17 protein-coding genes and 1 pseudogene are annotated in these 25,926 nt (G+C 48.7%); 6 read left to right on the forward strand and 12 right to left on the reverse strand.

Annotated features, from left to right (window positions below):
* Position 1: 1 nt before the first annotated feature.
* The 4 genes and pseudogenes from ACWHX8_RS14800 to ACWHX8_RS14815 form a co-directional block, all read right to left on the reverse strand.
* The gene (locus ACWHX8_RS14800) at positions 2–346 is read right to left on the reverse strand and encodes a hypothetical protein (protein WP_447968902.1); all 345 of its coding nucleotides are present in this window, start codon (positions 344–346) and stop codon (positions 2–4) included.
* Between the two features lie 284 nt (positions 347–630).
* Positions 631–2,214 (reverse strand): efflux transporter outer membrane subunit, encoded by a 1,584-nt coding sequence (locus tag ACWHX8_RS14805; RefSeq protein ID WP_447971921.1) that lies wholly within the window; start codon positions 2,212–2,214, stop codon positions 631–633.
* A gap of 46 nt (positions 2,215–2,260) precedes the next feature.
* Positions 2,261–3,643 carry an efflux RND transporter periplasmic adaptor subunit gene (locus ACWHX8_RS14810; RefSeq protein ID WP_447968903.1) on the reverse strand — a complete coding sequence of 461 codons (1,383 nt, stop codon included), beginning with the start codon at positions 3,641–3,643 and terminating at the stop codon, positions 2,261–2,263.
* Positions 3,644–6,821 (reverse strand): annotated as a pseudogene (locus ACWHX8_RS14815) (efflux RND transporter permease subunit).
* A gap of 813 nt (positions 6,822–7,634) precedes the next feature.
* Here ACWHX8_RS14815 and modA point away from each other — a divergent pair.
* The gene (gene modA / locus ACWHX8_RS14820; protein WP_447968904.1) at positions 7,635–8,372 is read left to right on the forward strand and encodes a molybdate ABC transporter substrate-binding protein; all 738 of its coding nucleotides are present in this window, start codon (positions 7,635–7,637) and stop codon (positions 8,370–8,372) included.
* A 191-nt stretch (positions 8,373–8,563) separates the two neighbouring features.
* Here the strand turns inward: modA and ACWHX8_RS14825 are convergent, their stop codons facing one another.
* Positions 8,564–8,737 (reverse strand): hypothetical protein, encoded by a 174-nt coding sequence (locus ACWHX8_RS14825; RefSeq protein WP_447968905.1) that lies wholly within the window; start codon positions 8,735–8,737, stop codon positions 8,564–8,566.
* A gap of 264 nt (positions 8,738–9,001) precedes the next feature.
* On the opposite strand from ACWHX8_RS14825, the gene ACWHX8_RS14830 reads away from it, so the two are divergent.
* Positions 9,002–10,129 carry a bifunctional UDP-4-keto-pentose/UDP-xylose synthase gene (locus ACWHX8_RS14830; RefSeq protein ID WP_447968906.1) on the forward strand — a complete coding sequence of 376 codons (1,128 nt, stop codon included), beginning with the start codon at positions 9,002–9,004 and terminating at the stop codon, positions 10,127–10,129.
* A gap of 481 nt (positions 10,130–10,610) precedes the next feature.
* Here the strand turns inward: ACWHX8_RS14830 and ACWHX8_RS14835 are convergent, their stop codons facing one another.
* The 6 genes from ACWHX8_RS14835 to ACWHX8_RS14860 form a co-directional block, all read right to left on the reverse strand.
* A complete protein-coding gene (locus ACWHX8_RS14835; RefSeq protein ID WP_447968907.1) occupies positions 10,611–11,933 on the reverse strand; it encodes a cytochrome b N-terminal domain-containing protein in 1,323 nt (440 codons plus the stop codon).
* Between the two features lie 3 nt (positions 11,934–11,936).
* Complete coding sequence (locus tag ACWHX8_RS14840; protein WP_447968908.1) at positions 11,937–12,497, reverse strand: QcrA and Rieske domain-containing protein; 561 nt, start codon at positions 12,495–12,497, stop codon at positions 11,937–11,939.
* Between the two features lie 155 nt (positions 12,498–12,652).
* Positions 12,653–14,053 carry a Si-specific NAD(P)(+) transhydrogenase gene (sthA, locus tag ACWHX8_RS14845; RefSeq protein ID WP_447968909.1) on the reverse strand — a complete coding sequence of 467 codons (1,401 nt, stop codon included), beginning with the start codon at positions 14,051–14,053 and terminating at the stop codon, positions 12,653–12,655.
* Between the two features lie 278 nt (positions 14,054–14,331).
* The gene (locus tag ACWHX8_RS14850) at positions 14,332–14,805 is read right to left on the reverse strand and encodes a response regulator (protein ID WP_447968910.1); all 474 of its coding nucleotides are present in this window, start codon (positions 14,803–14,805) and stop codon (positions 14,332–14,334) included.
* Positions 14,806–16,076: 1,271 nt separating this feature from the next.
* Complete coding sequence (locus ACWHX8_RS14855) at positions 16,077–17,015, reverse strand: hypothetical protein (RefSeq protein WP_447968911.1); 939 nt, start codon at positions 17,013–17,015, stop codon at positions 16,077–16,079.
* Between the two features lie 137 nt (positions 17,016–17,152).
* A complete protein-coding gene (locus ACWHX8_RS14860) occupies positions 17,153–17,893 on the reverse strand; it encodes a DUF899 domain-containing protein (protein ID WP_447968912.1) in 741 nt (246 codons plus the stop codon).
* A 597-nt stretch (positions 17,894–18,490) separates the two neighbouring features.
* On the opposite strand from ACWHX8_RS14860, the gene ACWHX8_RS14865 reads away from it, so the two are divergent.
* A complete protein-coding gene (locus ACWHX8_RS14865; RefSeq protein ID WP_447968913.1) occupies positions 18,491–18,907 on the forward strand; it encodes a CBS domain-containing protein in 417 nt (138 codons plus the stop codon).
* A 235-nt stretch (positions 18,908–19,142) separates the two neighbouring features.
* Here the strand turns inward: ACWHX8_RS14865 and ACWHX8_RS14870 are convergent, their stop codons facing one another.
* Entirely contained in the window at positions 19,143–20,516 is a 1,374-nt protein-coding gene (locus ACWHX8_RS14870) for a sigma-54-dependent transcriptional regulator (protein WP_447968914.1), read from the reverse strand.
* Between the two features lie 617 nt (positions 20,517–21,133).
* Between ACWHX8_RS14870 and ACWHX8_RS14875 the strand changes: the two genes are divergently transcribed.
* The 3 genes from ACWHX8_RS14875 (at position 21,134) to ACWHX8_RS14885 (ending at position 24,799) form a co-directional block, all read left to right on the forward strand.
* Positions 21,134–21,271 (forward strand): hypothetical protein, encoded by a 138-nt coding sequence (locus tag ACWHX8_RS14875; RefSeq protein ID WP_447968915.1) that lies wholly within the window; start codon positions 21,134–21,136, stop codon positions 21,269–21,271.
* Between the two features lie 207 nt (positions 21,272–21,478).
* Entirely contained in the window at positions 21,479–21,703 is a 225-nt protein-coding gene (locus tag ACWHX8_RS14880) for an alginate export family protein (RefSeq protein ID WP_447971922.1), read from the forward strand.
* Positions 21,704–23,032: 1,329 nt separating this feature from the next.
* A complete protein-coding gene (locus ACWHX8_RS14885; RefSeq protein ID WP_447968916.1) occupies positions 23,033–24,799 on the forward strand; it encodes a SulP family inorganic anion transporter in 1,767 nt (588 codons plus the stop codon).
* Positions 24,800–25,926: the final 1,127 nt, after the last annotated feature.

Below are 25,926 nucleotides of genomic sequence, written 5' to 3' on the forward strand. Positions count from 1 at the left end.
ATTACGATACCTCCATCACATGCTCATGATACTGGGAACACTCTGTGAAATACTTGATAGAAAGTGCTGGCTCCTTGCCCAAAAGCTGCAGAGTTCCCGCGATTCGCTTGGGGTTTCCCCAGTCACTCCACAGCACATCCTGATGTTCCATCACCCCAACACACTCAGGCACACATTGCAAAAGATCAGAAGAGAAATTTCGGCATGGCATGCCTTGATAGATGGCGTCAAGGATTTTGCCTTCACACGAGGTGCTAATCGCGGCATCCAGTTTCTCAAACCGTTCCATGAGTTCAGGAAGACACTGCCAACCGAGGTTCCATAATGTGTCCACTTTGACAGTCATGACCAACGTGTTCCACAGTGCACCTTTCGCCATTGCAGCCACGCTTGAATCACATCGGGTTTTTTAAGAAAGGTTTTTTGACCTGTAGCACACACGAATCACTACTCCACCCCAGAGTCGATCCCGTCTCGAGCCATCCGTAATCTGATCAAGACGAGTCCGGTGACTGCCGAGTAGGATGATTCGATTCTGCAGAATCTCCGTCGCTCGCATCGCTCGTCGAACCATTTCAAGGAACAGGCTTTCCGGATACACGAAATGATCAGAGGAAAGGATCACGACGGTTAAGGAACGGACGACTTTGTCAAATCATTATTGATCGAGTTGTTATCTGCATTGACGTCGATTCCCCCAACGGGCGATGGTTTATCAAGATCGACATATTGGAACGTACCGAAAGGTTGAATCTGCTCATCGGTTGGCAATTGATCGCGATTCCAGCCACCGCCGAGCGCACGGATGAGAGCCACCGTGGCTCTCAGCAGTTCGGCTTTGATCTGTACTGAGTCGATGCGCGCCGTCAGCATGGCAACCTGCGCATAAATGAGTTCAAGGCTGGAAGCTAGCCCACCCTTGTAGAGTTCCATGGTCAGATTTTGCGTCTTGAGCGTGGCTCCGACGGCGGCGTCCTGCCGATTCGCCGCATGGGACAGTCGGTTGGTCAGACTCAAATTATTCTCGACTTCACGAAAGGCGTTGAGCACCGTCGAACGGTATCGATCTTCCGTCTCGCGATAGGCCGACCAGGCCTGTTGCAATTGCGCGCGGCGATACCCACCCTGAAAAAGCGGCAGCGAAATCGATGAGCCGTAAGACCAGAAACTCGTAGCAAGCTTGATCAGACTAAAACCAGCGTCTTCGAATCCGCCGCTTGCCGAAAAGCTCACATCAGGGTAAAAGGCGGCGCGAGCGATACCGATGACGCGGTTCGCCTGAGCCATCCGGCGCTCCATGCCGGCGACGTCGGGCCGACGCTCTAGCAAAGTGGAAGGGATTGTCCTGGGAATTTCGAAATTCTCCACTTGAAGGTCGTCAACCGGCTTAAGTGTGAAGCTGGACGGTGCCACGTTGACAAGGATGGCAATCGCCTGTTCCGTCACTTGTCGTTGTCCTTCCATCTGGGCTAAACTCGTCTCCGTGCTGAACAGTAGAGATTCGACGCGGGCAACGTCGAGCGCCGACGCAATCGCGCCGGCGAACTGGGCTTTCACGAGGGCAAGCGACTGCTTGTAGAGAGCGATCGATTGAGAATAAATGGCTATCTGCGCGTCGTATCCGCGAAGCGTGAAATAATTCGCCCCAATTTCCGCTTGTAGGCTGAGCCGCGCGAGACCATAGTCAGCGGCCCGCTCCTCGGCTCGGTAGAGCTCGGCACGCGTCGCATTGCGAAGCGCCGACCAAAAATCTGGTTCCCAGGACGCAAGTCCCCCGGTGTCAATGTTCGTGTCCTGATTGGGTTCGTCGAGGCCGCGAAAGAGACGATTGCGAGATTGCCTATTGTTTGAAGCGCCAAACCCCAGACCGGCCTTGGGAAGGTACTGCGATCGAGCCCTCATCATCACATCGCGAGCTTGAACGAACCGTTCGGCAGCAGCTTGCAGATCCGGATTGGCCACCATGGCCTGCTCTTCAAGACTGTTTAGGATTGGATCGTTAAACAGTTCCCACCAATCCGGACGTAATTCGCTATCCGACGGCTTCGCCTCGACGAAGGGACTTGCCCCATGCCATGAAGCGGGAACGACGTATTGAGGCGGATCATAGTCTGGAGCCAGATCGACGGCCGGGAACCAACTACAAGCCGATAAATTGAGGGTCAACAGCAACACGCCACAGTACCACACACGGGCAAAAAATCTACGTGACATTTGGGAGCATGTTCCTACTTGTTCGCACATCATGAGTCCACCACGATCATTGTGAAGATTGCTCTTTTAATGCCATAATTTTTTTAGGCGCGGAGACTTCCTTTGGCACTAGTGCCTTCTTGCGTGCGGGAACCTCCATGGGCGCCGGTGACTCCATGGGCGCGGGTGGATTCATGGGAGCGGGCATCTCATGTGGCAAGGGTCCCTCCATAGCTCCTGGTGCTTTCATGGGCGCCGGCGACTCCCTTGGCGCAGGCGCATCTGTCCCAAGCATGTCGTAACCGGGCGCCGGCGTCACGATGCGCACCGTGTCACCTTCGAGCAACGCGGCGCTTGGATTGTTAACGATACGGTCAGTGACGGAAATCCCCTCTGCCACTTCGACAGCGCTGTCGAGAAGTTTGCTCACGGTAATCGGCTTCATATGTACTCGATCATCTTCCGTCACCACAGCCACTTGTGTGCCGTGTTCCTGGAACACCAACGCGGTAGACGGAATGGTGACGACATTCCTGTCAACCGGAGCCGTGAGGTGAACCTCGGCATAGGAGCCGGGCCAGAGGGCGCGGTCCTCGTTTTCGATCGTGAAGATGGTGATCGCGGTACGTGTGCTGACGTCGAATCCACGGGCGACGGTCAGAAATTTGGCGGTAAAATGACGATTGGGCAATTGCGGCACCGTCACGTCGGCCGTCATACCAGGCTGGAGAAAGGGTCCGAACGACTCTGGCACAGAGACAAAGAGACGCAACATGCTGACGTCTGCCACCGTAAAGAGATTACTGACTGAGCCGGGAGTACTGATCGTGCCTTCTTTGTTGACGTAGTCACCGACATTAATACCGCGCTCGGTCACGATACCATCATATGGCGCAACGATCGTTTTGAACCGAATTAATGCCTCAAAATTCCTGACATTCTGCTCCGCTGCCTTCACCTTTGCCAATTCGGCTTTCGCCTCTGCCACCTTCACCGATATCGACTGTTCGGACACCGCATGGTTTTTGCGCAGCGCCAAAAAGCGCTCCGCGGTGATCTTGGCGAGGTCATAGATCGCGCTCACCGACTTGAGATCCGCTTTGGCCTGCGCATATTGGGCGTCGAGGGCCGGCGCATTGATTTCGGCGAGGATATCGCCTTTTTTCACTATCCCGCCGTAATCCTTGTACCACATCTTCACATAGCCCGAGACCTGCGCGTAAATCGGCGCCTGAAACCACGCCTGAACATTACCGGGGAGCGTAATGGTCTCGGTCGGCGGCACCGGTGTTGGATTGATGACCGCCACAGTGGAGATAGAGTCTTCGAGCGTCTGTTCGCGCAACACAGCGGAAGCGCTTTCGCTCTCATAAAACCGATAGCCCAGGTAAAGCGCGCACAGAAAAATCGCTAAGATGACCACTAGCTTTCCATGGAGAAACTTACCCATTTATGCATCGCCCTTCTGGCGTACCGCTCGCCCGTTATAGATAATCGCGTAGACACAGGGTACGAAAAACAAGGTGAAGAGGGTGGCAGCGAGCAAACCACCGATAACAGCACGACCTAGCGGCGCATTCGTGGAATATCCTATCGCCATGGGAACCATCCCGAAGATCATAGCCAACGCCGTCATAAGCACCGGACGAAAGCGGGTCACGCCAGCTTCGATTGCGGCCCGCAGCGCGTCACCATGTTCTTGCAGACGTTCACGCGCGTAGGACACGACGAGAATCGAATTGGCAGTCGCTGTGCCCATGGTCATGATAGCGCCTGTGAGTGCGGGCTCCGAAAGTCGTGTGTGGGTCAGGAACAACGCCCACGCGATACCCGCCAGTGCTCCGGGCAGAGCTGTAATAATGATGAAGGGATCCAGCCAGGATTGGAAGTTGACGACAATCAGCAGATAGACCAGCGCGACCGCGAAGATTAGTCCGAAGATCAGCTCAAAATAGGCGTCGTGCATCAGCGAAGCCTGGCCATGGATTTCGAGTTTGGCAGTGCGTGGCATCTCGTCCTCCATGCTCTTGGCAACCTTTTCGACATCCTTCAACACACCACCGAGATCGCGCCCTTCTGCAGATATATAAATATTGAATAGCGGCATAATGTTCCCATGCGTGACGACACCTGGCGTTCCCGTCGCTGAAATCTCAGCCAAATTACCGAGCAGCTGCACACCCTTATCGTTCGAAGAATTGCTCGATGACTCGACCGGGATGGTTTTGAGACTATTGACGCTGTTGATCTGCGACTGCGGCGTATAGATATTGATCAGATACGACATGCCGGTACTGGGATCGAGCCAATAGGTCTGGTCGACCTGTTGGCTTCCGGCGGTCGTCATGAGCAGATTGTCCGCTATTTCCTTCAAGGATCTGTTGACGCCAAGTCCGAACGTGCGGTTGCCGTTGACCATGAGGGTCGGCGTGCGCATCGTCTGTTGAATCACCACATCCGCGGCACCAGGAATCTCGCGAAACTTGCCCACCAATTTGCGAGCGTACTCGTAGTTGGGGTACATGTCCGGACCGTTGACTTGCACATCGATCGGCGCAGGCGCGCCGAAGTTGAGAATTTTGGCCGTCAGATCGGACGGTTGGAACGTGAATACGGTTCCCGGATAGCGTTCTCTCAAGCCCCTGCGGAGAATGCGCCGATAATCCCACACCGGCGACTTGTCATTCTTCAAGAGAATGGTCAAGTCACAATCCTGGGAACCGATCGTCGGCGTCGGAATGAACGCAAGGTTGTGCGGTCCGACCGGCAGGCCGCAATTACTGACAATGTTTTCGACCTGGCCAGGCAGCAACTCCTCGATACTCCGGGAAACGAGCGTCGCAATGCGTCCTGAAACCTCAATGCGCGTCCCGAGCGGCGCCCGCATATGCATCGTCATGATGCCCGACCTGATCTCGGGGAAGTAATCGCGCCCGAGGAAGAAAAAGAGAGAAGAGGAGCATACCGCGATGGCCAGCGTGATCGTAACGAAGGCGTTGCGATTGGCGATCGCCTGTTCGAGCAGCGTACCGTACCGATCACGGAACTGCTTGAAGCGGCGTTCGAATCCTTTTTGAAAGCGGACGAAAACGTTCCGCGATGATTCCGTGCCTGGCTGTCCAGGCGGGTCATGTGTTGGGGACATGGTTATCCTTTAACATATATTTCGCCATGGTCGGCACTAGTGTGCGCGACAGGATGAAGGAAGCGATCATCGCGATGATGACCGCCTCCGCCATGGGTTTGAATAGGTAGCCGGCGACGCCGCCGAGTCCGAAGAGCGGAAGCCAGACAATCGCAATGCAGAGAGTAGCGACGAGTGTCGGGACAACGATCTGATTAGCGGCATCAATGATGGCCTGTTCAAGCGGTTTGCCCATTTCTATATGACGATCGATATTCTCGATCATCACGGTCGCATCGTCGACCAGAATGCCGACGGCCAGCGCCAAACCACCCAAGGTCATAACGTTGATGGTCTCTTCGAGCAGATGCAGACCGATGATAGCGGTCAGAATGGACAGCGGTATTGAGGTCCAGACGATGATCGTGGCCCGCCATGAGCCGAGCAGCAACAGCACGATGAGGCCGACCAGTGCCCCCGCCAGCAGCATTTCATGCAAAACGTCTGCGATCGATTCCTTGACGAACGTTGAGGCATCGTCAAGGAGCTTGATCTCCACGCCCTCCGGAGAGATATCCTCGGCGCGCGGGATCATCTCCTTAATCCCATCGACGACGTCAAGGGTCGAGGCCTCCGTACTCTTCATGGCAACAAGAATAACCGTCTGTTTTCCATCTACCAGCACTGAGTTCTGTTGGACCCGACCCATGAGGCGCACCGTCGCCACGTCGCGCAAGTGGACGAATGCATTGCCTTCCCGCTTGATCGGAAAATTGTTGAAATCTTCAATCTTTAACGGTGACGCATTCGTCTGAACGATCCAGTCGGTCTGCTTGATCTTGACGTCGCCGGAAGGCAGTATCAGGTATTGCTGCATGAGTGCCTTGTGAATGTCCGCCGGCGTGAGGTTACGAGCGAGCAATTTCTGCTGATCGAGGTTAACCATGACTTGCATGTCTTGGCCGCCATAGGGGTGAGGCAGAACGATCCCCGGCACCGTCACAAGCAGAGGGCGGATCCTCATATAGACGAGGTTGTAGAGCTCCGCGGGCGTCATGCGGTCGGAACTGATTTGAAGCATGGCCACCGGTATAGAGGATGGAGCAAGACGCATGACCATGGGCGGCGAAATATCGGGCGGCAGGGCATTGACGACATTCTGCGCAATGCCCACGATATCTGCTTCGGCCCTCCCCACGTCAACTCCGTCCTGGAGAAAAATATTGGTAATGCTGCTGCCGAAGTAAGAGTGGCTATGGATGTACTTGATGCCTTCCACCGTCGAGGTTAAAAAACGTTCGAACAGATATGTGATACGTCCTTCCACCTGCTGCGGCAGCATACCGGAGTAAATCCAGACCACGGAAGTAACGGGAGTCGTGATATTCGGAAAGACATCGGTCGGCATGTGCCGCACCGTTAGGACCCCCAATAATACGATGAGAATGGTCATGACGACGAAGGTATACGGCCGTTGCAAGGCAATGAGGACGAGCTTGTTCATGCGCGAAGACTCCAAAAAACAGTTTGAGTTTCTTCCATGTTGGACGCCACTTTCCTAAACGACTACTTTGTTTTCTGTGATCCGAGATATCATCTGCGAATCAAACTATTCACTTTAGCGACTAGCAAAATTCTTACCAAATCAAATTGCCGCGACATCCAGGTACGCCAGAACAGGATGCATGCACGTTACTTAGCGCAGCATCGTCGCGACCAACTCTATGTCTCAAGTTTTAATAACGCATGAAAAACGCAGATTCGCACTTTTGCACTGAGCGCACTGTGCGCAATTTCACAATTCCGCCAAAGGCGCGAGTCAGTTGATTAAAGAAGAATTTGTGGAGAATTCTTTAGAAAGGTCAACTTAAAGCGGTTTCTTTCATTACATTATTGCATCCGACAATAGGCATTGATTTTGCTGGTACTGCAATGTAGTTCATTCGTATCGACGTTTAGCTGGGATCAAGGCAATAGATCATTTGCATTCAACAGAACGAATTGATCTATCAGGTCCCTATCTTTAGTTAGATGCACGACGCCATGAAGGAAACTGGCATGGTGATGAAGTATCGGTTGGGAAAGGCAATCAACTCATTATGTGGGATGAGATCAATATCAGAGAAAACTTCCTAGGCTTTGCTTGCACACGCACAGTAATCAGTCCTCAGGATCTATCTCATGAAGATTGATTCAGTCTCATTTATTCATTTGACTGGGCAGACCCTCTGATGAACGGGTCAGGAAGAGGTGCAGAATGGCGGGAATTCGTAAATTCGGAATTACTCTAGCTATCATAGGTGGACTTGCAAGCATCATGGCAACGAGCGAGTCTGTTCAGGCTGAAGATCTGAAAATTGGGGCCGCCCCAAGCTTAAGGGCGGCATTACAAGAGATTGTCCCGATGTTCGAGAAGGAATATGGTGCGACTCTACAGGTCGTGTACGGACCGTCGCCAATACTTCGCCGACAAATTGAACAGGGTGCCCCATTCGATGTGTTTCTCCCTGCGTCGGTTGAGGAAGTCCAAACACTGCAAGACAAGAAACTGACTCTCAACGGAGGGCCACGGATCTACGCACAAACATCTCTCGTGCTCGTCATGTCATCAAGCTCTGGAGTCATGCCGGTCTCTTTTAATGAGGCACTGCCTAATCGGACGACTCGTATTGCTCTGGGCCATCCAAAAGCTTCGTCGCTGGGAGAAATCACGGCTCGGGCACTCACCAATCTCGATCCCGCGTATAAGATTCGACCCAGTCTTCTCTATGCCCAGCACGCCGAGGATATCGTGAACTTGATTCACACGGGCAAGGCGGACTTAGGCATCATCTACCGTGCGGATGCGATCAATAACCCGCAAGTGCGAATTATTGATGAAGCTCCAGCCGGAAGACATATACCGGTCCAGTTGGGGCAAGCAGTGGTGTGGACCTGTCGGAAGGCAGCCATAAATGTTGCGGAAGATTTCTTCGATTATATCGCAAGCCCTCGCATACAAAAACTCCTACTCAAATATGGCTTTGATTCGGTATCCCCGAATAACCTTTCATAACCTAACCCCTCGAAAGGGTATCAGTCTGCGTTCCTCGATTGACACAATGAAATCCATCTTGTTCCACAGGTACAAAGTGGCCACCCATCTAGGGGCATGGAAAGTTTCTTCTGTAACTCACTAGCGTTGTAGTCGTGTGTTAATACGCCATCTACTAAACTCAGGGCGAGATGGGTTGAGCGCATGTCTCTCTACTCCGGCACAAGCACCATCCAGTTTTTGGCCAAGTGCTGCAGCTCAAGCTGCAGCACTTTGAGTCTCGCATCGACCGCCGAACAGTCCCCACGTTTTTTCAATACATTGCATAAGAAATATTCCAGCAATTTCATGACATTGTTGCCGCCGTTGATTTTATTGCTGGCCACAAAATGTCGCAGGGCTAGATGCAGAGGCGTGGCTTAGAATGGATGTCTCGCTTGAGTCGTGAGGTAGGTTGATTATGGCAACGCTATGTTATTACGAATACGATCTTTTTTCGAAAGAAGGTAGTACAATCATTGGCTATGGAAGGAAAGTCTGTCCCCTATAAAGATCGAACCATTTCGGTACAAGCGATGCTGTGAGAATGTGAATATTTCTATTTTTTCTTTTCCATGATACGAGTGGAATACTTAACGAGGAGGCCTCGAATGAAGGTTCTAAGTCTTGGTGGAGCTGGGTTTATAGGGTCACATCTCACAGAGCGATTATTGCTAGAGAACCATTCGGTGGTTGTGGTCGACTATTACGACGATAAGCTTTTGGAATTACTTGGTCATCCTGGCTTAACGATGCTCACGCAAGATATTCGTGAAGAAAACTGGGGCTTGGAAAAACTCGTGGAAGACTCTGACCTCGTGATTGATTTGATCGCCTATGCGAACCCTGGGCTTTACGTCAAAATGCCGTTAGAAGTCTTTGACTTAAATTTTACCGAAAATCTGAAGATTGCGAAGGCATGCAGAAAGCTCAAAAAGCGCCTCGTACAATTTTCGACGTGTGAAGTGTACGGGAAAACCCCAGCAAGCTTTTTGAATGCAAATCTTAATAACCCTTCTGATCCAGCACATGCGATCTTTTCCGAAGACAGCACCAATCTCATCCTTGGCCCAATCGGCAAACACCGATGGATTTATGCGTCAGCAAAACAACTTCTTGAGCGCGTCCTCCACGCCTATGGTCTGGAAGATGGATTTAAGTATAGTATCATCCGCCCATTTAACTTCATTGGCCCCAAAATTGATTATCTATTAAGTGAGACAGATGGCATCCCACGAGTGTTTTCCTATTTTATGGACGCCTTGATCAATGGGGGCCAGATGAAACTCGTGGATGGGGGGCACAATCAACGCTGCTACACCTACATTGACGATGCGATTGATGCCATCTATCGGATTGTTGAGAATCCCAATGGAATCTGTGATCAAGAAATTTTCAATATTGGCTCCCCACACAATGAAACAAGCATTAAAGATTTAGCGGTGTTGATGAAAGATATTTATGCCAATAACTTTTGGCAACAGGAATCTTTCGATCTTCCTGAAATAATTGAGATATCCTCCGAAGAATTTTATGGGAAAGGGTACGAAGATTCAGATAGAAGGATTCCTGATATTACAAAAGCAAGGCAGTTGCTTAGCTGGGAACCGAAATGGGATATGGTCAGTACGCTGAAGGCAACCATGAATTATTATGTCCACGACTATCGGTTGCACTATGGGCTTAATTCACTAAGAAACCATTTCAAGCATGAGACGATTGTACAGAAAATAAGTTGATGAGCAGTGTCATAATGTCACACGGTCATTTGCTTCCAGACGTTCTGATCTCGAGTGTCTGTGTGTCACGAGAATATAGTTTATGGGTCGATAGTGCGATGACTTGATAATTCTTCATTTTTATAGAGATTTCTATAAAAATTAGGGTATTCCATATCAAACGCCCGCCCTTATCGAGGTAGAAGCTCGGATTGGCAATGAGATCACAACTGTCTCATACGTGGGTGATTTGAGCGAACTATCCGCAAACCTTACTCATGGGATTTATTGCATTACAATCAGAGAAAACATGAATGCGTGACGCTTGAGGCTAAGTCGTGGGGTGGAGCAATATTGCCTTTCATCCAAGAAGTCGATAAGAGTCGTGCGTATCACGGATCAACGTTATTAGATGAGTGATACCGTTTCTCGCTCACCAGTAAAAGTTAACGGAAAAATGAAGAAGAATACGTGGATGTTGAAGTGATCTTGAAGAAATGGCTTAGCCTTTTTTCAGGCTTAACATATAACTGGCCAGGTTGTTTTTATCTTGGTCCGACAGGTGAAATTTTGGCATGATGGATCCTGCTGAGACCGATTGAGGATCAGTAAAATGGCGGAGATGCCAATCCCGATCAGGTCTCCGGTCGCCGACAAACGATAAATCTGGTCCGACCTTGCCCCCTTCTCCATGAACTCTGTGGCAGGCCGCACAATGATGTTGGGCAAATAGTTTTTGACCTTGGACAACCGACGGGTCGGACTTTGGAATAGCGTACAAGTTCTTTAAGGAAATGCCAAGTAGACCGAACACAATGATCAGAAATCCAATTCCAGTAACCATCACGAGTGGTCTTTTCGTTGGACGTCGTTCCGGTCGACGATCAAGAAAAGGAAGGAATAGTAGCGCTAAGATAAAGAGGGTCGGCAGAATCCAAGTCGCCACTGGCTCCAATGGGCCAGTGACATATTTCAGTAACTGATAGAAAAACAAAAAGTACCATTCTGGGACTGGCACAAACGAATGATCCGCAGGATCGGCCTTGTCCGCCAAAGGGAAGGGAAGAAAGTACGCCAGAGCGGCAAGCAGGAGGAAGAGGCCAACCATGACTACCGCATCCATATAGACCTGCCAAGGCCAAAAGGGTTCACTTCTCTGTTGTGCTTGTTCGGTACTCCATGGACCAGCTGGACCGACTCGCCGAAGGATGAACAGATGCATTGCGACCCCCATGAGCATCAGAGCCGGAAGAAACAGCACATGTATCGCAAAGAACCGGGAGAGGGTCAGCGCGCCTAACGTTTCCCCGGCACGGAGGACTCGAACAAGAAAACCTCCGATGATGGGAAGGGTTCCCATCATGTTGATGCCTACCTGAGTCGCCCAGTAAGCGGTCTGATCCCACGGGAGAAGGTATCCGGTGAAGGCGAAAGTCAGCATAATCAGGAAAAGAATGATGCCGACCATCCACATGACTTCCCGAGGAGATTTGTAGGCTCCATAGAGATACACTTGAAGAAGGTGCAGCCCGACTGCCACCATGACCGCGGAAGCACCCCAGTGATGCAATCCGCGCACAAACCAGCCAAACCAGACTTCGTGTTCGATGTATTGGATCGAATCGTAAGCATGATCAGGCGTTGGGGCATAATACAAAGCCAAAAACATGCCTGTCACTGCCTGCAAGAGGAAGAGAAACAAGGTGGCGGATCCAAAAACATAGATCCAGCTCGCACCGCCGGGTATGGGTTCATCGAGAAGCGTGTGCCCAAGAGATTTCAGCTTGAGCCGACGATCCAACCACTGATAAAGACGCAAAGCCATCAGTTACAACTCAACTTGTGTGGAAAGCCCGGATTTGAATTCTTTGTAGATGACCAGTAATTCACCGTTTTCAATTTTGGATGGTAAAACATCTAAAGGCCGAGGTGCGGGCCCGCCCAATACCTTGCCATTTATGTCATACACGCTTCCATGACATGGACATTTAAACTTTTGATCTTGGGAATCCCAATGATAGCCACACCCCAAATGCGGACAAATCGGAGAAAAGACCGTTACCGTCTGATCCGGATGTTTCAGGGCCCAAACCGCCTTGGTTTGTCGCGTTTCAAGATAGCCATCCTGTATGGTGACGGCATAGTCAAGATCTTTGGGTGCGTCCACAGGAAGATCTTCGACTTTTCCGACCGGCATCCAAGACGCTTTCCGTCGCGTGAGAGCCGGAGATATGACATATCCTATCAAGGGAATAGCAAGAGACAGCCCGATGAATGCAGAGGACAGCCCCGTGACCCATTTAAAAAACCCCCGCCGCGTTCCGACTGGCGTAGAAATCGCCTTACCCTCGAGGTTGGACCCTTTGTTGGACTGTTGAGAGAGGTTCATGGATGAACGTACCAATCGACAAAATAGCAATGCTGGGTAAGAACTCCCTTATATAGAATAATCGTTTACCTTTTCTTTGCTGCACGTTCGTTTCTACAACTATTGCGGCGTTGGGGTCTTTCGATAACGGTCATAGCCAGAGTCAGACCTTTCTCCTATTGTGACAGCTTATTATAGGCATTCAGCGCGGCAACCTTATAACATTCCGCAAGTGTCGGATAATTGAAGACTCGGTCAAGAAAATAGTCGAGACCACCCCCTAACTCCAGCACCGCTTGTCCAATATGAATGAGTTCCGTCGCACCGGTGCCGATCGCATGAACTCCGAGTAGTTTCCGGGTCTCTCGGTGAAAAAGCATTTTCAAAAACCCACTGTCATCGCCAAGAATTTGTCCTCGCGCGATTTCCTTATAGCGGGCCACCCCAGTTTCATACGGAATTCTTTTCTCTGTCAGTTCATGCTCATGCGCACCAATCATGGAAATTTCGGGAATCGCATAAATGCCGAATGGAAAGTGTGTATCCATGGGACCGGCATTGACTCCAAACGCATGACACGCGGCTCGTCTTCCTTGTGCCGCAGATGTAGCCGCAAGACTGGGGAATCCAATGATGTCCCCGGCGGCAAAGATATGTGGGACTTTCGTTCGAAATTCTTCGTCGACCGTGATGCGACCTCGATCATCCGCGGTCAGTCCAGCCCCTTCCAGGTTCAATCGATCAGTTGCACCGATTCTCCCGGCGGAATACAGGACCATATCGGACACGATCCGCTTGCCAGATTCAAGCTGAATCACGGCTTGCCTGGGAGGGCCTTCAGTAATGTTCACCGTTTCCACGGCTTCTCCCATCCGAAAGGTCACATCCCGATTTCTCATTTGATGCATAAGCTCCTCGACGATTTCGTTGTCCAAAAATTCCAATAATCGTTCCCGTTTATCTACCACGGTCACGTGGATTTCGAGTGCTGCGAACATGGACGCGTACTCCATTCCGATCACGCCCGCTCCGACAACCACTAATCTCCTGGGTAGGTTCGTGAGACAGACCATCTCGTCGCTGGTGACAATGTTTTCACCATTCACGGCGATACCTGGAGGAGAAGCTGCCATGGTTCCCACGGCAATAAGGATGTTCTCTGCAGTAACGGTTTTTGTCGCGTTTTCTGAGGTAATGACGAGAGTATGGTCATCTTTGAATGAGGCTTCACCGAGAATAAGTTCGATATTATTCCTCCAAAGCTGATCTTCAACCATTTCAACTTCTCGGCTCCTGACGAAATTCACACGGGAAAACAGTTGAGCCGCTGATGGACGGTGACGATTTCGAGTTCCTGTTTGTTGCAAAAAAGGGTGGTTGGTGGCCATAAAGGATAGCACGGCCTCCCGAAAAGTTTTGCTGGGAATGGTGCCTAGCTCCACACAAACGCCTCCCGCGTATTGCCGTCGCTCAATCACTCCCGCTCGCTTCCCGAGCTTGGCGGCTTGTATGGCCGCTCGATGACCGGCAGGCCCGCTCCCAACGCACAAAAGGTCGAATTCAAACAGATCGCTCATTGTAATTTCGCACGGTTGCATCGCTGATGCGTATTAAAATTCCAAACAAGCTTACTTTTTCTCATACATGATCAAATAGCAGAAATCATGCCTTATCATTTTCTGGGGTTGAGTGTCAGAATTGTGCGGTTTACACATGGCAGTTAGGAAATCTAAACGTAGAGCAAAGTCGAAGGTAATTCTTTGGTCACTCCAAATGATCAGGAGAGAATGAGATGCGAAAAAGATTGACTCTGATTCTTTGAAAGGGAGGTGAGGTGGCGTCGAGGCTCTTATCCTTAAGACGCTACCTTAATAAATTTTAAAACAAGGAATAAAATATTTTGAGGATCGTAGGGCTTCGAGAAAATGTATAGCGCTCCGGCTTTAAAGGCTTTCTCTTGAATGATGCCCGTAAGATTTCCAGAAATCAAGATTGCCGGGGGAGGATGAGGATTTTCCAGTGCAAGTTGTTCAAGAAAATCACAACCATTCATAATTGGCATGTGACAGTCCGTAATAATAAAACCGATCGAATTTTTCCGAATAATCTCAAGTGCTGATTTTCCATTTTCTGCCTCTAGACACCTCAGCCCTTGATGCTCGAGAGGCAGACGAAGGACTTCACGACAATCAGGGTCGTCGTCGACAATCAAGACTGCAGGAGAATATCCCTTCTCAACCCTCTCATCTGAATACCCATGAGAGGATTGAGACACCAAACCATTATGGGCAAAAGGACCTTGGAAGCCAGTCGATTTATGTTTATTCACAACAAACCCTCCAAAGTGTCCTGCATGAGTAGAGAGTTATAGCCGTTTAAGTTATGCCGAATCAGTTACATGTCGACCTACTGGCTTCTGATTGACCCTTCGATATTGAACCGTCAATCGTATGCAGGTCATCCAGGCGGGCACAACTTTCCTCTATGTTAACAATTGAATCGCGCGAGGCTAGTTGATATGCCTCAACTGGAACTTATTCGGATTCGCTATATTCTAAAAATAATTGTAGGTACTGAATCCTGACAAAATATTTGCAACTGGAATGCCAGCTATATTTGATGACAGCGTAATATTTTTGTTTATAAATTAAGATATAAGCACCACAAACAAAATGACGACCAATGACACACTACAATACGAGCGGAAATGCACGTGCACAGGTGAGCGAAAACCATCATTCCATCTACATTGGCCTCTTCTATACCTCTTCAGAAACAACGTTAACTGGAGGCATAAGCAATCAAATATTCGTTGCTACAGCAGGAAACACAAATTTCACTAAGTACGTTTGAAGCATGCCAACGTCGGAACGCTTCGAACCATAAGTCATGTAGATGACGAAGAGTATGGCTGAAACTTTTAATTCAAGGGATAAAAGAAAGATTCAATCGTATGATCAATTATATCCTCGTGCAGAACTATAGCGAAACCAAATAACTTCCACCCGAATTTACATCATGTACACAGCGCAAAAACACACGTCGTACAGACGGAAGTAAATTGGAACGGCTATAGCATTTGGATTGCGTCAATAAAATTCGGCTACGACAAGAACAGTCTTGGGGGCAGGTCTAGCATTATAAGAATTTACCAATCTTTACTACAGCAAGTCTTAGGCTAACTGTGCTTCACATTGGCTCATGCCATTGAATCGCTCATATAGCGCTTTCGTCAATGCGATATTACCTATTGCTATGTCTGTTTCCCGTTGACAGATACATCACCATCCCCTCGGTTGTCCGTCAGTGTCGGGAACATTTTCAGCTCATCTTATGGGAGACGAATCAATCCTGCGTTGGCCATTTGATCAAAATGACGATCAAAGGCAAAGGCTTCTCGAATGTTGCGATTGTGAGCAACGGCAAGGCACACATAGTCGAAAGGGCTCCATGCTTTATCAGCATAACGCACAAACCTATCCCAAGTTTTTGATTTATCATCATCGGTAAGGCTGATGAGACGATACTAATCACTCGTCTGCATCGAAGTGAAAACACGTGTGGCAACGTCATGGCCTAAACGCGCATTGATTAATGATATTATGGATACACGATCACCGACAACGCATTATGATCACTGAGCACGTCTTTTAGCGGGAGGGTTTGCGGATTTTCGACGCTAAGATTTCTGACGGCAATCAAGTCTGGGCCGATCTGACGCACGAGGGTTAACCCATTCGATGCGAGAAATTCTTTCAAAATCTTACCATCTTGCTTTTCATTTTCCGGTCGGAGATTCGAATCCATACCAATGAAGAGTGACGCGTCTTCAGGAACCAACCGCTGTAATGCCTCGGTGATTTGACGGAATTGCAGAACACGGGCATCGATGCTGTCTTGGCCCCTCCCAGAATCCATGTGGCTGTTGAGCACCCAAAAGTTCCCGAAATTGACGAGCTGAAAGCCTTTCGAAAAGAAGTTATCGGCTTTGTTGAGTTTCGTATTCCATCCCGCAAATGCTTCATAGGGTTCGGCATGTACAAGTTCAGGTTCGTCTCCGGCCAACATGAGTAGGCCAGGGCTCAGGCAAATTTCACAAAAAACTCGAAGCGGCCACCAATCGCCACCGCCCCCTTCTTCGAAGACCGGATGATCAGCCCAGGCATGACCCGTGTAGCGAGCAATTTGCGCGGGCCGGACGAAGGCTTCTTGAAACAGTACCAGGTTATAGTGCTTGGCAAGGTCGCCGATACATGCCACTTCTTCCTCCGTATGCCCTCCTTTGGACACATTGGATTCCCCAAGCAGACGGTCATGAATGTTCCAAACCAACACATGCAGACCGTTTGTCGTTGTTGAATCGGAAAGCGCCGAGGCATCGATACCCGATTGCCAATCGGTTTGACACGTTTCAGTGAGCCTCGGCTTCGTCTCAAATTTCCCCACACAGGCGTTGAGCATCAGTAATACAAGCAGAGCCAACACAAGCCGATCTGCTGGCCAAAGCAATCTTCGTGGTATGTCGACAAGCAAGAGCATTTTCTAAATCCTATGTATCAGACTAATATCGAACGAGGTTCAACCTCTACAGGAATTTCCGTCTCTCTGCTCATAGCAGAAGCGCAAGAGAGGGAAAAGATCAATTGAATCAAGACAGCATTTTCGCCAATTCCAGTTCACAGTTTATTTGCATACGGATCCACGAAATGAATATCGTCGTAGCGGTCCTTATGCCTCAGCCATTCCATACCGTAACTGAATCCCGCTTCATCTCGGCCCTTTGGAACGATGTCAAGTAACTGATACGCGCCGATGAACATATCGAGACCACGAGCGTATGACGAATAGGTGTGGAAAACACTCCCAGATTGCCCCTTGAAAAACACGCTGACTCCTGGGCCTTCATTCACTGGGAAGCGCCCGGTCTCATAGTTGTAATAGACTTGCTGCTTCTCTATGTCCTCTGGCTTGAAGGAGGCCTGATAGTCCCAATTAAAGTCGCTCTCTAATGAAGACAGCCATTCAAAATGCCATCCCATACGTTTCTTGAATGCTTCTAGCTTTGCGAGTGGAGCACGCGATACGGTGACCATGGTGACAGCACGATGGTTCAAATGAATAATTGACCGGTCATAATGATCGGCAAGAAATGAGCACGACTTACAGCCCTCATCCCAATCAGGGTCAAACATAAAATGGTAGATGATGAGTTGGCTTCGGCCATCAAAAAGATCAGCCAAACTCTCTTTCCCGTTTGTGCCTTCGAACACATATTCCTTTTCAACTTTTTCCCAAGGAAGATCCCGACGTTGCTGACTCAGCTCGTCACGCAGTCGAGAAAATTGCTTCTCTTTGGCCAGCAGCTCCTTACGTGCGGCAACCCATTGTTCGTGCGAGACCACAGTATGATTAGTCATACTACTACCCTCCTTCGATAGCCCAAATACTCCCCCATGCAAAGTAAACCAGGGGAGCACGAAATATCACACATGCTTCCTTAGCTACAGTCACCCATCGTGTAGAAAAACTCTTCTTTCGTGATTTTTCTGTTCTCGACGGTGTACAAACCCATTTCATCCATCGTCATACGCTGGCCCGTCTGCTTGGGCATCACATCGTATTGAAAATGTGTACACGGTAACAACTCATCAAACTGACTTCAACGTTTGCGCAACACCATACTCGAGAACAATGCGCCGCGCTCAGCTGCGTTCCAATTCTCTCGAGCCTAGATGGGGTGAGAAGTCGTGCGTTCGCCGATGACAGCAAGTGCTAAACCACCACGCTCTCAAAGGTGAACGCTCATGTTCTACACTTCTAAGCAACTGTTGAGGCAAAAACACCATCAATTTCTTTTTCTTCTACTTCTACAACCTAGAGTAAAGTGATACAATGAGGACCACATCTGGTCTTGCATGGCAGCTTTTCCTGAGAATTCCGGCAAGAGTAAAGAGGGTTGGATGGTCCTCATATTTCTCAATGCCTTTCAGATTCCATCATAAGGAGGTGTTTCAATGTCAGACTTAGCGGAAATTATTAAAAAAAACATCAAGTCGATTGAGGCAAGCGAATCACTCATCATGGCCGCTCGTCAAATGCGTGACGAACGAATTGGGTCGTTGCTTGTCACATCCAATAATGATTATGTGGGGGTTGTTACCGAAACGGATGTGGTACGAAAAGCTGCAGCTGAAGGAAAAGACCTCTCAAGCCTGACCGTCGAGGCCGTGATGACAAAACCGGTCGTGAGTATCGAGTCAACGAAAACCGTTCGAGATGCCAATGATTTAATGGGTGAGTGCGGAGTTCGTCATTTAGCCGTCAGCGAAGCCGGGAAAATTATTGGAATCGTCTCTGTTCGGGATATTTTGTTGTATTTCAAAAGCTATGCAGAACCCAGCTACGCCGAACCAAAAATTTCGCAAGATTAACGTGCCGAGCGGGATGATCGCACTGCCGAATCTTCGAGTGTGAAATGCACTCCGACTCACAAGAAGGAGTGCCAAGCACCGCAAGGATACCGGCTTAGCTCCGAGACGTTTTGATGAATGGGGTTTCCAGATACAGAACACTAAGAATTGCTGGAGGAAACGGCATCAGGTAAATGCGACAAGAGGGGAAAGACGAAAATATCGGTACCCCTCACACGATACATACTCTTACCTCTTAAGGTACAGTATCAAGCAATTGAATGTGCGCTTCAAGCGTTTGAACAGAAATCTGAAGATAGCGAGCCGCCTGCTCTTTATCCTGATTCACTAATCGTAGCACTTCCTGAACGACCAGGCCTTGAACTTCCGATAAGCTGTGTTGACCAAGTTCGAAATTGAGTCGAACGGTGCTTGAAGAAAGTTCTCCTTCAAAATCACGTGAACTTTGCGAGTAAAAGTCCAGTGACTTGAGAATGGGGCCTTCCGTACATAAGAGTGCCCGCTTGACCATGGCCTCCAACTCTCGAATATTCCCAGGAAATGTATAACTTTCCAGTAACGGCGGAACTGAAGAATCGATGTCGAGTTTCGGGCGACCAATTTCCTCTCCATAGGTAGAAATTATTTTCATCGTCATCGGAATAATATCTTCTTTACGTTCCCGAAGCGGTGGAATGGGGACTTGATTGTCCTTGAGCAATGACAGTAAAGCCGGATGAAACACCTGCGTGTCGCCGGCTTGCTCTAATGGAATCGTACTAGCGATGACAAGGCAATTATTCAGAGGCAGATGGTCTTTGCCACCCATGCGACAAAATGTGCGGGTTTGAATGGTCTCAGCCAAGGATCCTTGTATGGCAAGCGGGAGACGGTCGACTTCATCAATAAACAGCGTCCCGCCGTCTGAGTATTCAAGGGCTCCGGGCATCGTTTGACTTGCCCCACTAAACGCTCCCCGTTCATACCCGAATATTTTTTGCTCAAGCAAGGATTCATCGACTTTGGCGCAACTGACCGCGACAAAATGGCCGAGATGTTTGGCGCTGTTATAATGCAACACTCGCGCTAAAAACTCTTTTCCAGTTCCTACTTCTCCCTGCAAAAAAAGCAACGCCGTTTCCTCTTCGATACAGGACCGCAGTTGTTCGACGATGGGTCCCATGGCTGAGCTCTTTGCAATCACATGATCCCAGGAGTACTGACGCTGCTTTTCCAAGGCGGTGTACTCAATACGCAATCTCAACTCCAGAAATTTGAGCGCTCGATTCAACGCTGGTTCAACCGTAGAGAAATCAACGGATTTAATTAAAAAATCATAGGCACCTAGACGCATCGCCTCCACCGCATCTTCAACACTCCCATACGCGGTCAACATCACCACCAACGTTTTAGGTATGGTCTGCCGAACCCGCTGCAATGTCTCAAGTCCATTCATCCCTGGCATTTTAAGATCTAAAAAAAGTAAGTCCGGAACTTCATAATCCAAGGCCTCAAGAAGAGATTCACCCGAATGAAAGCTTCTCACTAAATGCCCATGCCTGGTCAATCGACGACTTAATGCAGAACACACACTTTGTTCATCATCAGTGACATAAATCGTTGCACGCATAGCAATCCTTAGTGTTCGAAATGAATAAACAAGACAAAACTTCGACCCAAAACGTTGTGGCTTATTGTCAGAATCACCTACTCCTCATGACTACGATCAACACGTCGTGATCCGTATCAGAACACACGGTGATGCGTTTCATCATAGTCGATTATACCGTTTTACAATGAAGTCTACCATGGCCTAGTATCGAGAAAATGATAAACAAACCCTCAATTTTTCAAGGGCATTGAATATGTAGAGGGACCGTTTCGAAGGATCTCCACGCCACAGCACACAGACGTAGCGCAAAGCTATACGCTCCGTAAAATGCAAAGTCTATACTCGAAAAACCGTCCAGCAAGATAGAGACTCTACCGCCAATAATCATGAGTGCCTGCAAGGATTTTTGTTTTTCCTGTTCGTCATTCAGAGTCAGGGACATGCGTACGCATTCAATCAACGTGCGATGATGCACACCAAGCAAGTGTGAATTGGCACTCTTTTTCACACATGCTGACTGCTTCCTATTACACGACACCCCAATTCAAGGCTTGATATGAAGCGATAACTATGCCTGGGCATGCATGCCAATGCGTCTCCTTACCGTGAAATATCAAGTCCATCTACATGGATGAATGCACAGTTCATTGTCTTCCCTCTCAATCCTCTACATCGAATTTTCAGATCATCCACAACTGATATTAGATTTTCGCGGAGACACGGTCGTTGCGCAGGCCACGATGAACAACATCGAACGACTTGCCCAAGAGTAAAGAGACGATGCAACACATTCAACGAGGAGTTCTGTCAATCCTTCTTCTTTTGTCGCAGCGTTACCAAGGAGCGGGATTGCACTCGGAGCTGACAATCATTCCAAAGAGTTTCCGGGCGACTTTGACCGCCTGAGCACCATTTCGAGTCGTCATATTCCGTGAGCCAACGGAGAGCTGTATCTCTTTCAACTGCATGAGGGAAACCATCTGCAAAAACGTGACAATTCGACTGTAGGATTTCGGGTGTTCGCACTGCCTGCTCAAGAACAATTTGATTATGAGAGAGAATCGACCTTCCAAGTTAGAAAAGTCGGCCGCACGCATCACTTCGCACATCGACACCACGGCGAGATCAGCTATAACTTCAAGACAGCTTGGCCATTGCGGTTTGCCTATCTCTTTGATTATTCCTCAGGAGATCCCAAACCATGAAAAATTGCGACTTCTTATTCGCGAAACCCCGCGCGGAATATGGACCAACTGGAATTGGGGGAGGTGTAGTGGCTTACAAGATTCATCCGTTGAAGTGAGCCATACCCGATTCTTCAAAGGTCCTATTTTGATCGAGTACTACAGAGCCCGGGGACCGCTGATGGCAATTATGTGTATACCATGGCGACGATCACGTTCTAACTTTTCCATCTGCTCTTTGTCGTTGTTGACGATGGACGTTCAAGAGATGCCCATCGTAGATACCCCTCCTCTTCTTCCCACTCATTTCAATTTCGCACAGGAGACACCGTACGATTTCGCCCAATACCCTCTCCCTCTCTTGAGAAGTGTATTCACAACTCAAGGTCGTTCATGCTGAAAGATGTAACAATTTCCCAATAATTTGGAAAACTTTCCCAACTGCACTCCTCATCTACTCTCTGGCATGTGACTTGCGAAATGCCATCTAGACATGCCAGAGAATTGACTTTTCCTATAAAAGATCCCGCCGCAAGCGGACAGGGAATTCAGTGGAAGAATTCTTCTGCTTGAGAAACTACGGTTTCTCATACTCTTCCTTTTGTTCAGCAACCCCGCAGCAAGCTACGGGGAATAGAAAGATTCAATACATATGAAGAAGTTATTTGCGGCTAGATGAGAGGGGAGTGAATGGAGCGGATTGCTCAAGACATTCGTGGCTATCTCAAGGGCTTTAATTGTAAGGAAAATTTTAAAGGCATTCGCACAGGCAACGCACACTCCTCGGCAAAGGTTCCCTCATGACATCACCGTTTCTTACCGCATTTGGTCAAAACTTTCTTGCTCCCGCGCCGGACTGGTACAAAACCACGATTCTCAGACTCCTCACTCTCAATCCATGCTTGATATACCGTTGGGCCATATGTCACCGAATGGTGTCGAATTTTGGAATGTATCTTCACCCTCGCCATGGTGTTAAAAAGTTATCTGTGACAGTCGCATATGTGATACTCCACGTACGGTGCAGATGAAAATACGTCAATGTTGGGTCAACATTGAATCAATCAACACGGTACTTCATGGCAATACTGTAACTGGACAGCATCGAAAACAATTTGACTCATCAGGCATGCATCGCTCACAGATACGATCAATCTGAGTCCTTCATTGTAGAAAATCATTTATTTCCTATATAATCTCAGCGTTTTTGCACCACACCAATGCATACGCTGACAGCAATGGCGAGTGTATTAACACGTTTTTGGTGACCGTCGAACATATTTTTATGGACAATTAAGAAACCTATTCCACCTTTACTTATTCGATGAATAGAAATTGATAGATCCATTAATGGAACGCATACGCGAATACCTCAAAGATTTTAATTTCAAAGAAAATCTCCAAGGGCTCGGTAGCCATGTACGGGGAGATGTGTTGGCAGGCATCACCGTGGCCATGGTGGTACTTCCGATGGCTCTGGCGTTCGGAGTCGCGTCTGGACTTGGAGCTATTGCCGGCATGTGGTCCGCAGTTGCGGCAGGCCTTGTTGCCGGCCCCTTAAGTGGATCCGCCTGGTCGGTGGGCGGACCAACCGGACCAATTACCATTCAAATCCTAACCATTGCCCAGACCCATCAAACATCTGATGGCACTCCCGACTTAATCTTTATTTTTACGACGATTGCCTTAGCCGGCTTTATCTTGATTGTGTTAGGCCTCTTGAAACTCGGACAGTTTATTAAGTTTACCCCGTATTCCGTCATCTCAGGATTCATGACTGGCCTAGGGATCTTATACATGCTGCTTCAACTCAATCCCTTTCTCGGCCTTGATGGAGTCAAGAGCATTACGGCTGCCATCACGGAATTGCCTTGGAGTCTCACCCATGCCTCACCAGCAGCAGTGGGAATTGGAATGCTCACCTTACTGCTCGTCATCGCGTGGCCGAAAATTTCGCCGGTCCCCTGGTTGCCTGGCCCCTTAATTGGCTTACTGGCCGGAACCATCACAACTGTTGCATTAGGATTAGATATTCCAACAATTGGTGATATCCCGACAGGTCTTCCTTCTCTCTATCTACCTGATCTAACGCTCCTTGAGTCCGCATTTGTCCCGGCTGCCGCCCTCGCCGGCCTCTGTATTTTCGATAGCCTGCTAACCTGTCTCATTGTTGACAACATGACCGGTACCCATCACAACAGCGATCGCGAACTCGTCGCGCAAGGTTCTGCCAATTTGTTTTCCGGACTCGTCGGTGGATTAGGAGGCGCCACCAACACCATGCCGTGTGTTGTCAACATTCAAAGTGGAGCACGCACACGATTAGCTTCGATAACGATGGGGCTCGTCTTACTGTCATTCATACTGGGTCTTGGCCCTCTGGCGGCCTCGATTCCACTCTCGGCTTTGGCGGGCATACTGTTGAAGGCTGGATATGACATTTTAGATATGCGGGTCCTGCCCGTGATTCGACGCTTGCCCACATCCGATCTCTTGGTGTTTGGGCTCGTCGTCTTCATGACAGTGTTTTGGAATTTACTCTCGGCCATGGCCATCGGACTGGCCGCCGCATTTTTCCGTTTCGTCAAAGATCAGGCCGATCGGTATATCGCTGACCTCGACCGACGGAATGACGATGTGAAGCAAGAAGAAGAAGATCTGATTTTTGCCTTTGCACGAGACCATGCACGACAAATGAGCCTCAATGGGGAAAATAGAGGAGAAATTAGTGGTCGATTCGAGAACATTGTTCGAGATCGCATTGTCTTTGTCCGACCTCATGGACCATTATTTTTTGGCGCCATCGATTGGCTCAATGAAACCGTCGAACACCTTGAAGGAAAAGATGTCCTCATCATCCGGTGCAAATGGCTGGATGAGTTAGATTTATCGGGCGCCTATGCATTAGGCGATTTAATCGAAGCGGCGAATAGTCGTGGAGTGGAGGTACTGACCGCCGGTATGTCCCCACGAACTCGGCAGGTGCTTGAGGATCTGAATGAACTATCTCGACTCAAAGAGAATCATATCTGTACGCACTTTAATGAAACCATGGAAAAAGCGGTACAAATTATCGAGCAGAAAGCAGTAGCAGCGTCCTCCTCCAAATCCGACTGACCCTACCGTCGACAATTACGTCTAAAGCAAAACAAAATAACTTCCAAAAGGTTACCTTATCTACGATCATTGCCTAAACCGGGGAGCATCGAGAATATAGGCAGCCAACGTCGAAACCTGTCTCTTCCTAACATGTCGATCAAAGGTAGCCAAGACAGCGCAAAAGCACACTTCGTACATACGGAAGTTAATCGGAACAGCTCTAGCAAGGTCGAAAGTGGCTTGATAATCAATCTAGATCAAAACGTGATGACGATCGGCTCAAAGGAAGATGATGAAGATAGAGAATGGGTCTGTTGAAAAAAGCCGCCAGCGGCGTTCTCGCCATTTTGCCGTGCTCACGTATAACCAGTACGCTCCGCGCGTCAAAATGGCTGTGGCCTTGCTGGACGGACTTTTTTGAACCGACCCGAGGCTTCTGACATCCAACACGTGCTCGAGGAATATTGCAGCTCGATGTCAGCATTATTCAACACTCCCAGAATGGTGAAGAGTGTGCTGAGTATTGAATGAACGTAACATTGTCTGTCTATTCAACTGCCGAATCACAAAAAAAGGGGAACGAAGAGGGCAAACTTAACTTAAATTCTCGACATGATCGCCCAGGTTATCAGGAGTATGAGTGTAAACGCTTCCATGTGACATATACCTCTTTAAATATGAATAACTCTCTTGACAACTTATTGTCTGAGCAAGGTAGATACCAAATTATCCAGGATCAAACGAACTCTAAAATAGTGATATTTTTCATATATTTAAAAATATAATTCCCCTCATTACATCAATGGCTCCTCTGGACTGTGCGATTTTCAATTGCGTACAAAGTACGTAATCGCACGCCTTCATATCAAAAAACATCCAGGCAAAACGCTTCAAAATACCAGTGAATCGTCTGAACCATCTCAGCCCTTAGCGTCGATACGATTTTACAAAAATACTTTACTTGAATTTCCATCAAAGAGTTTTGAGAATCGACGCCTAAGCCTTGACATTTCAACGTTAAGTCATCAATTACTGTGAATTTTCATTGCATAGATCATATTAGGACCATGCTTTACGCTACTTCGCACCAAATGATTCGAGCAAATGCGCACAAATTCACGAAACGACACAACGTCTTCTACTAA

Source organism: Nitrospira sp. M1, from assembly GCF_965152605.1.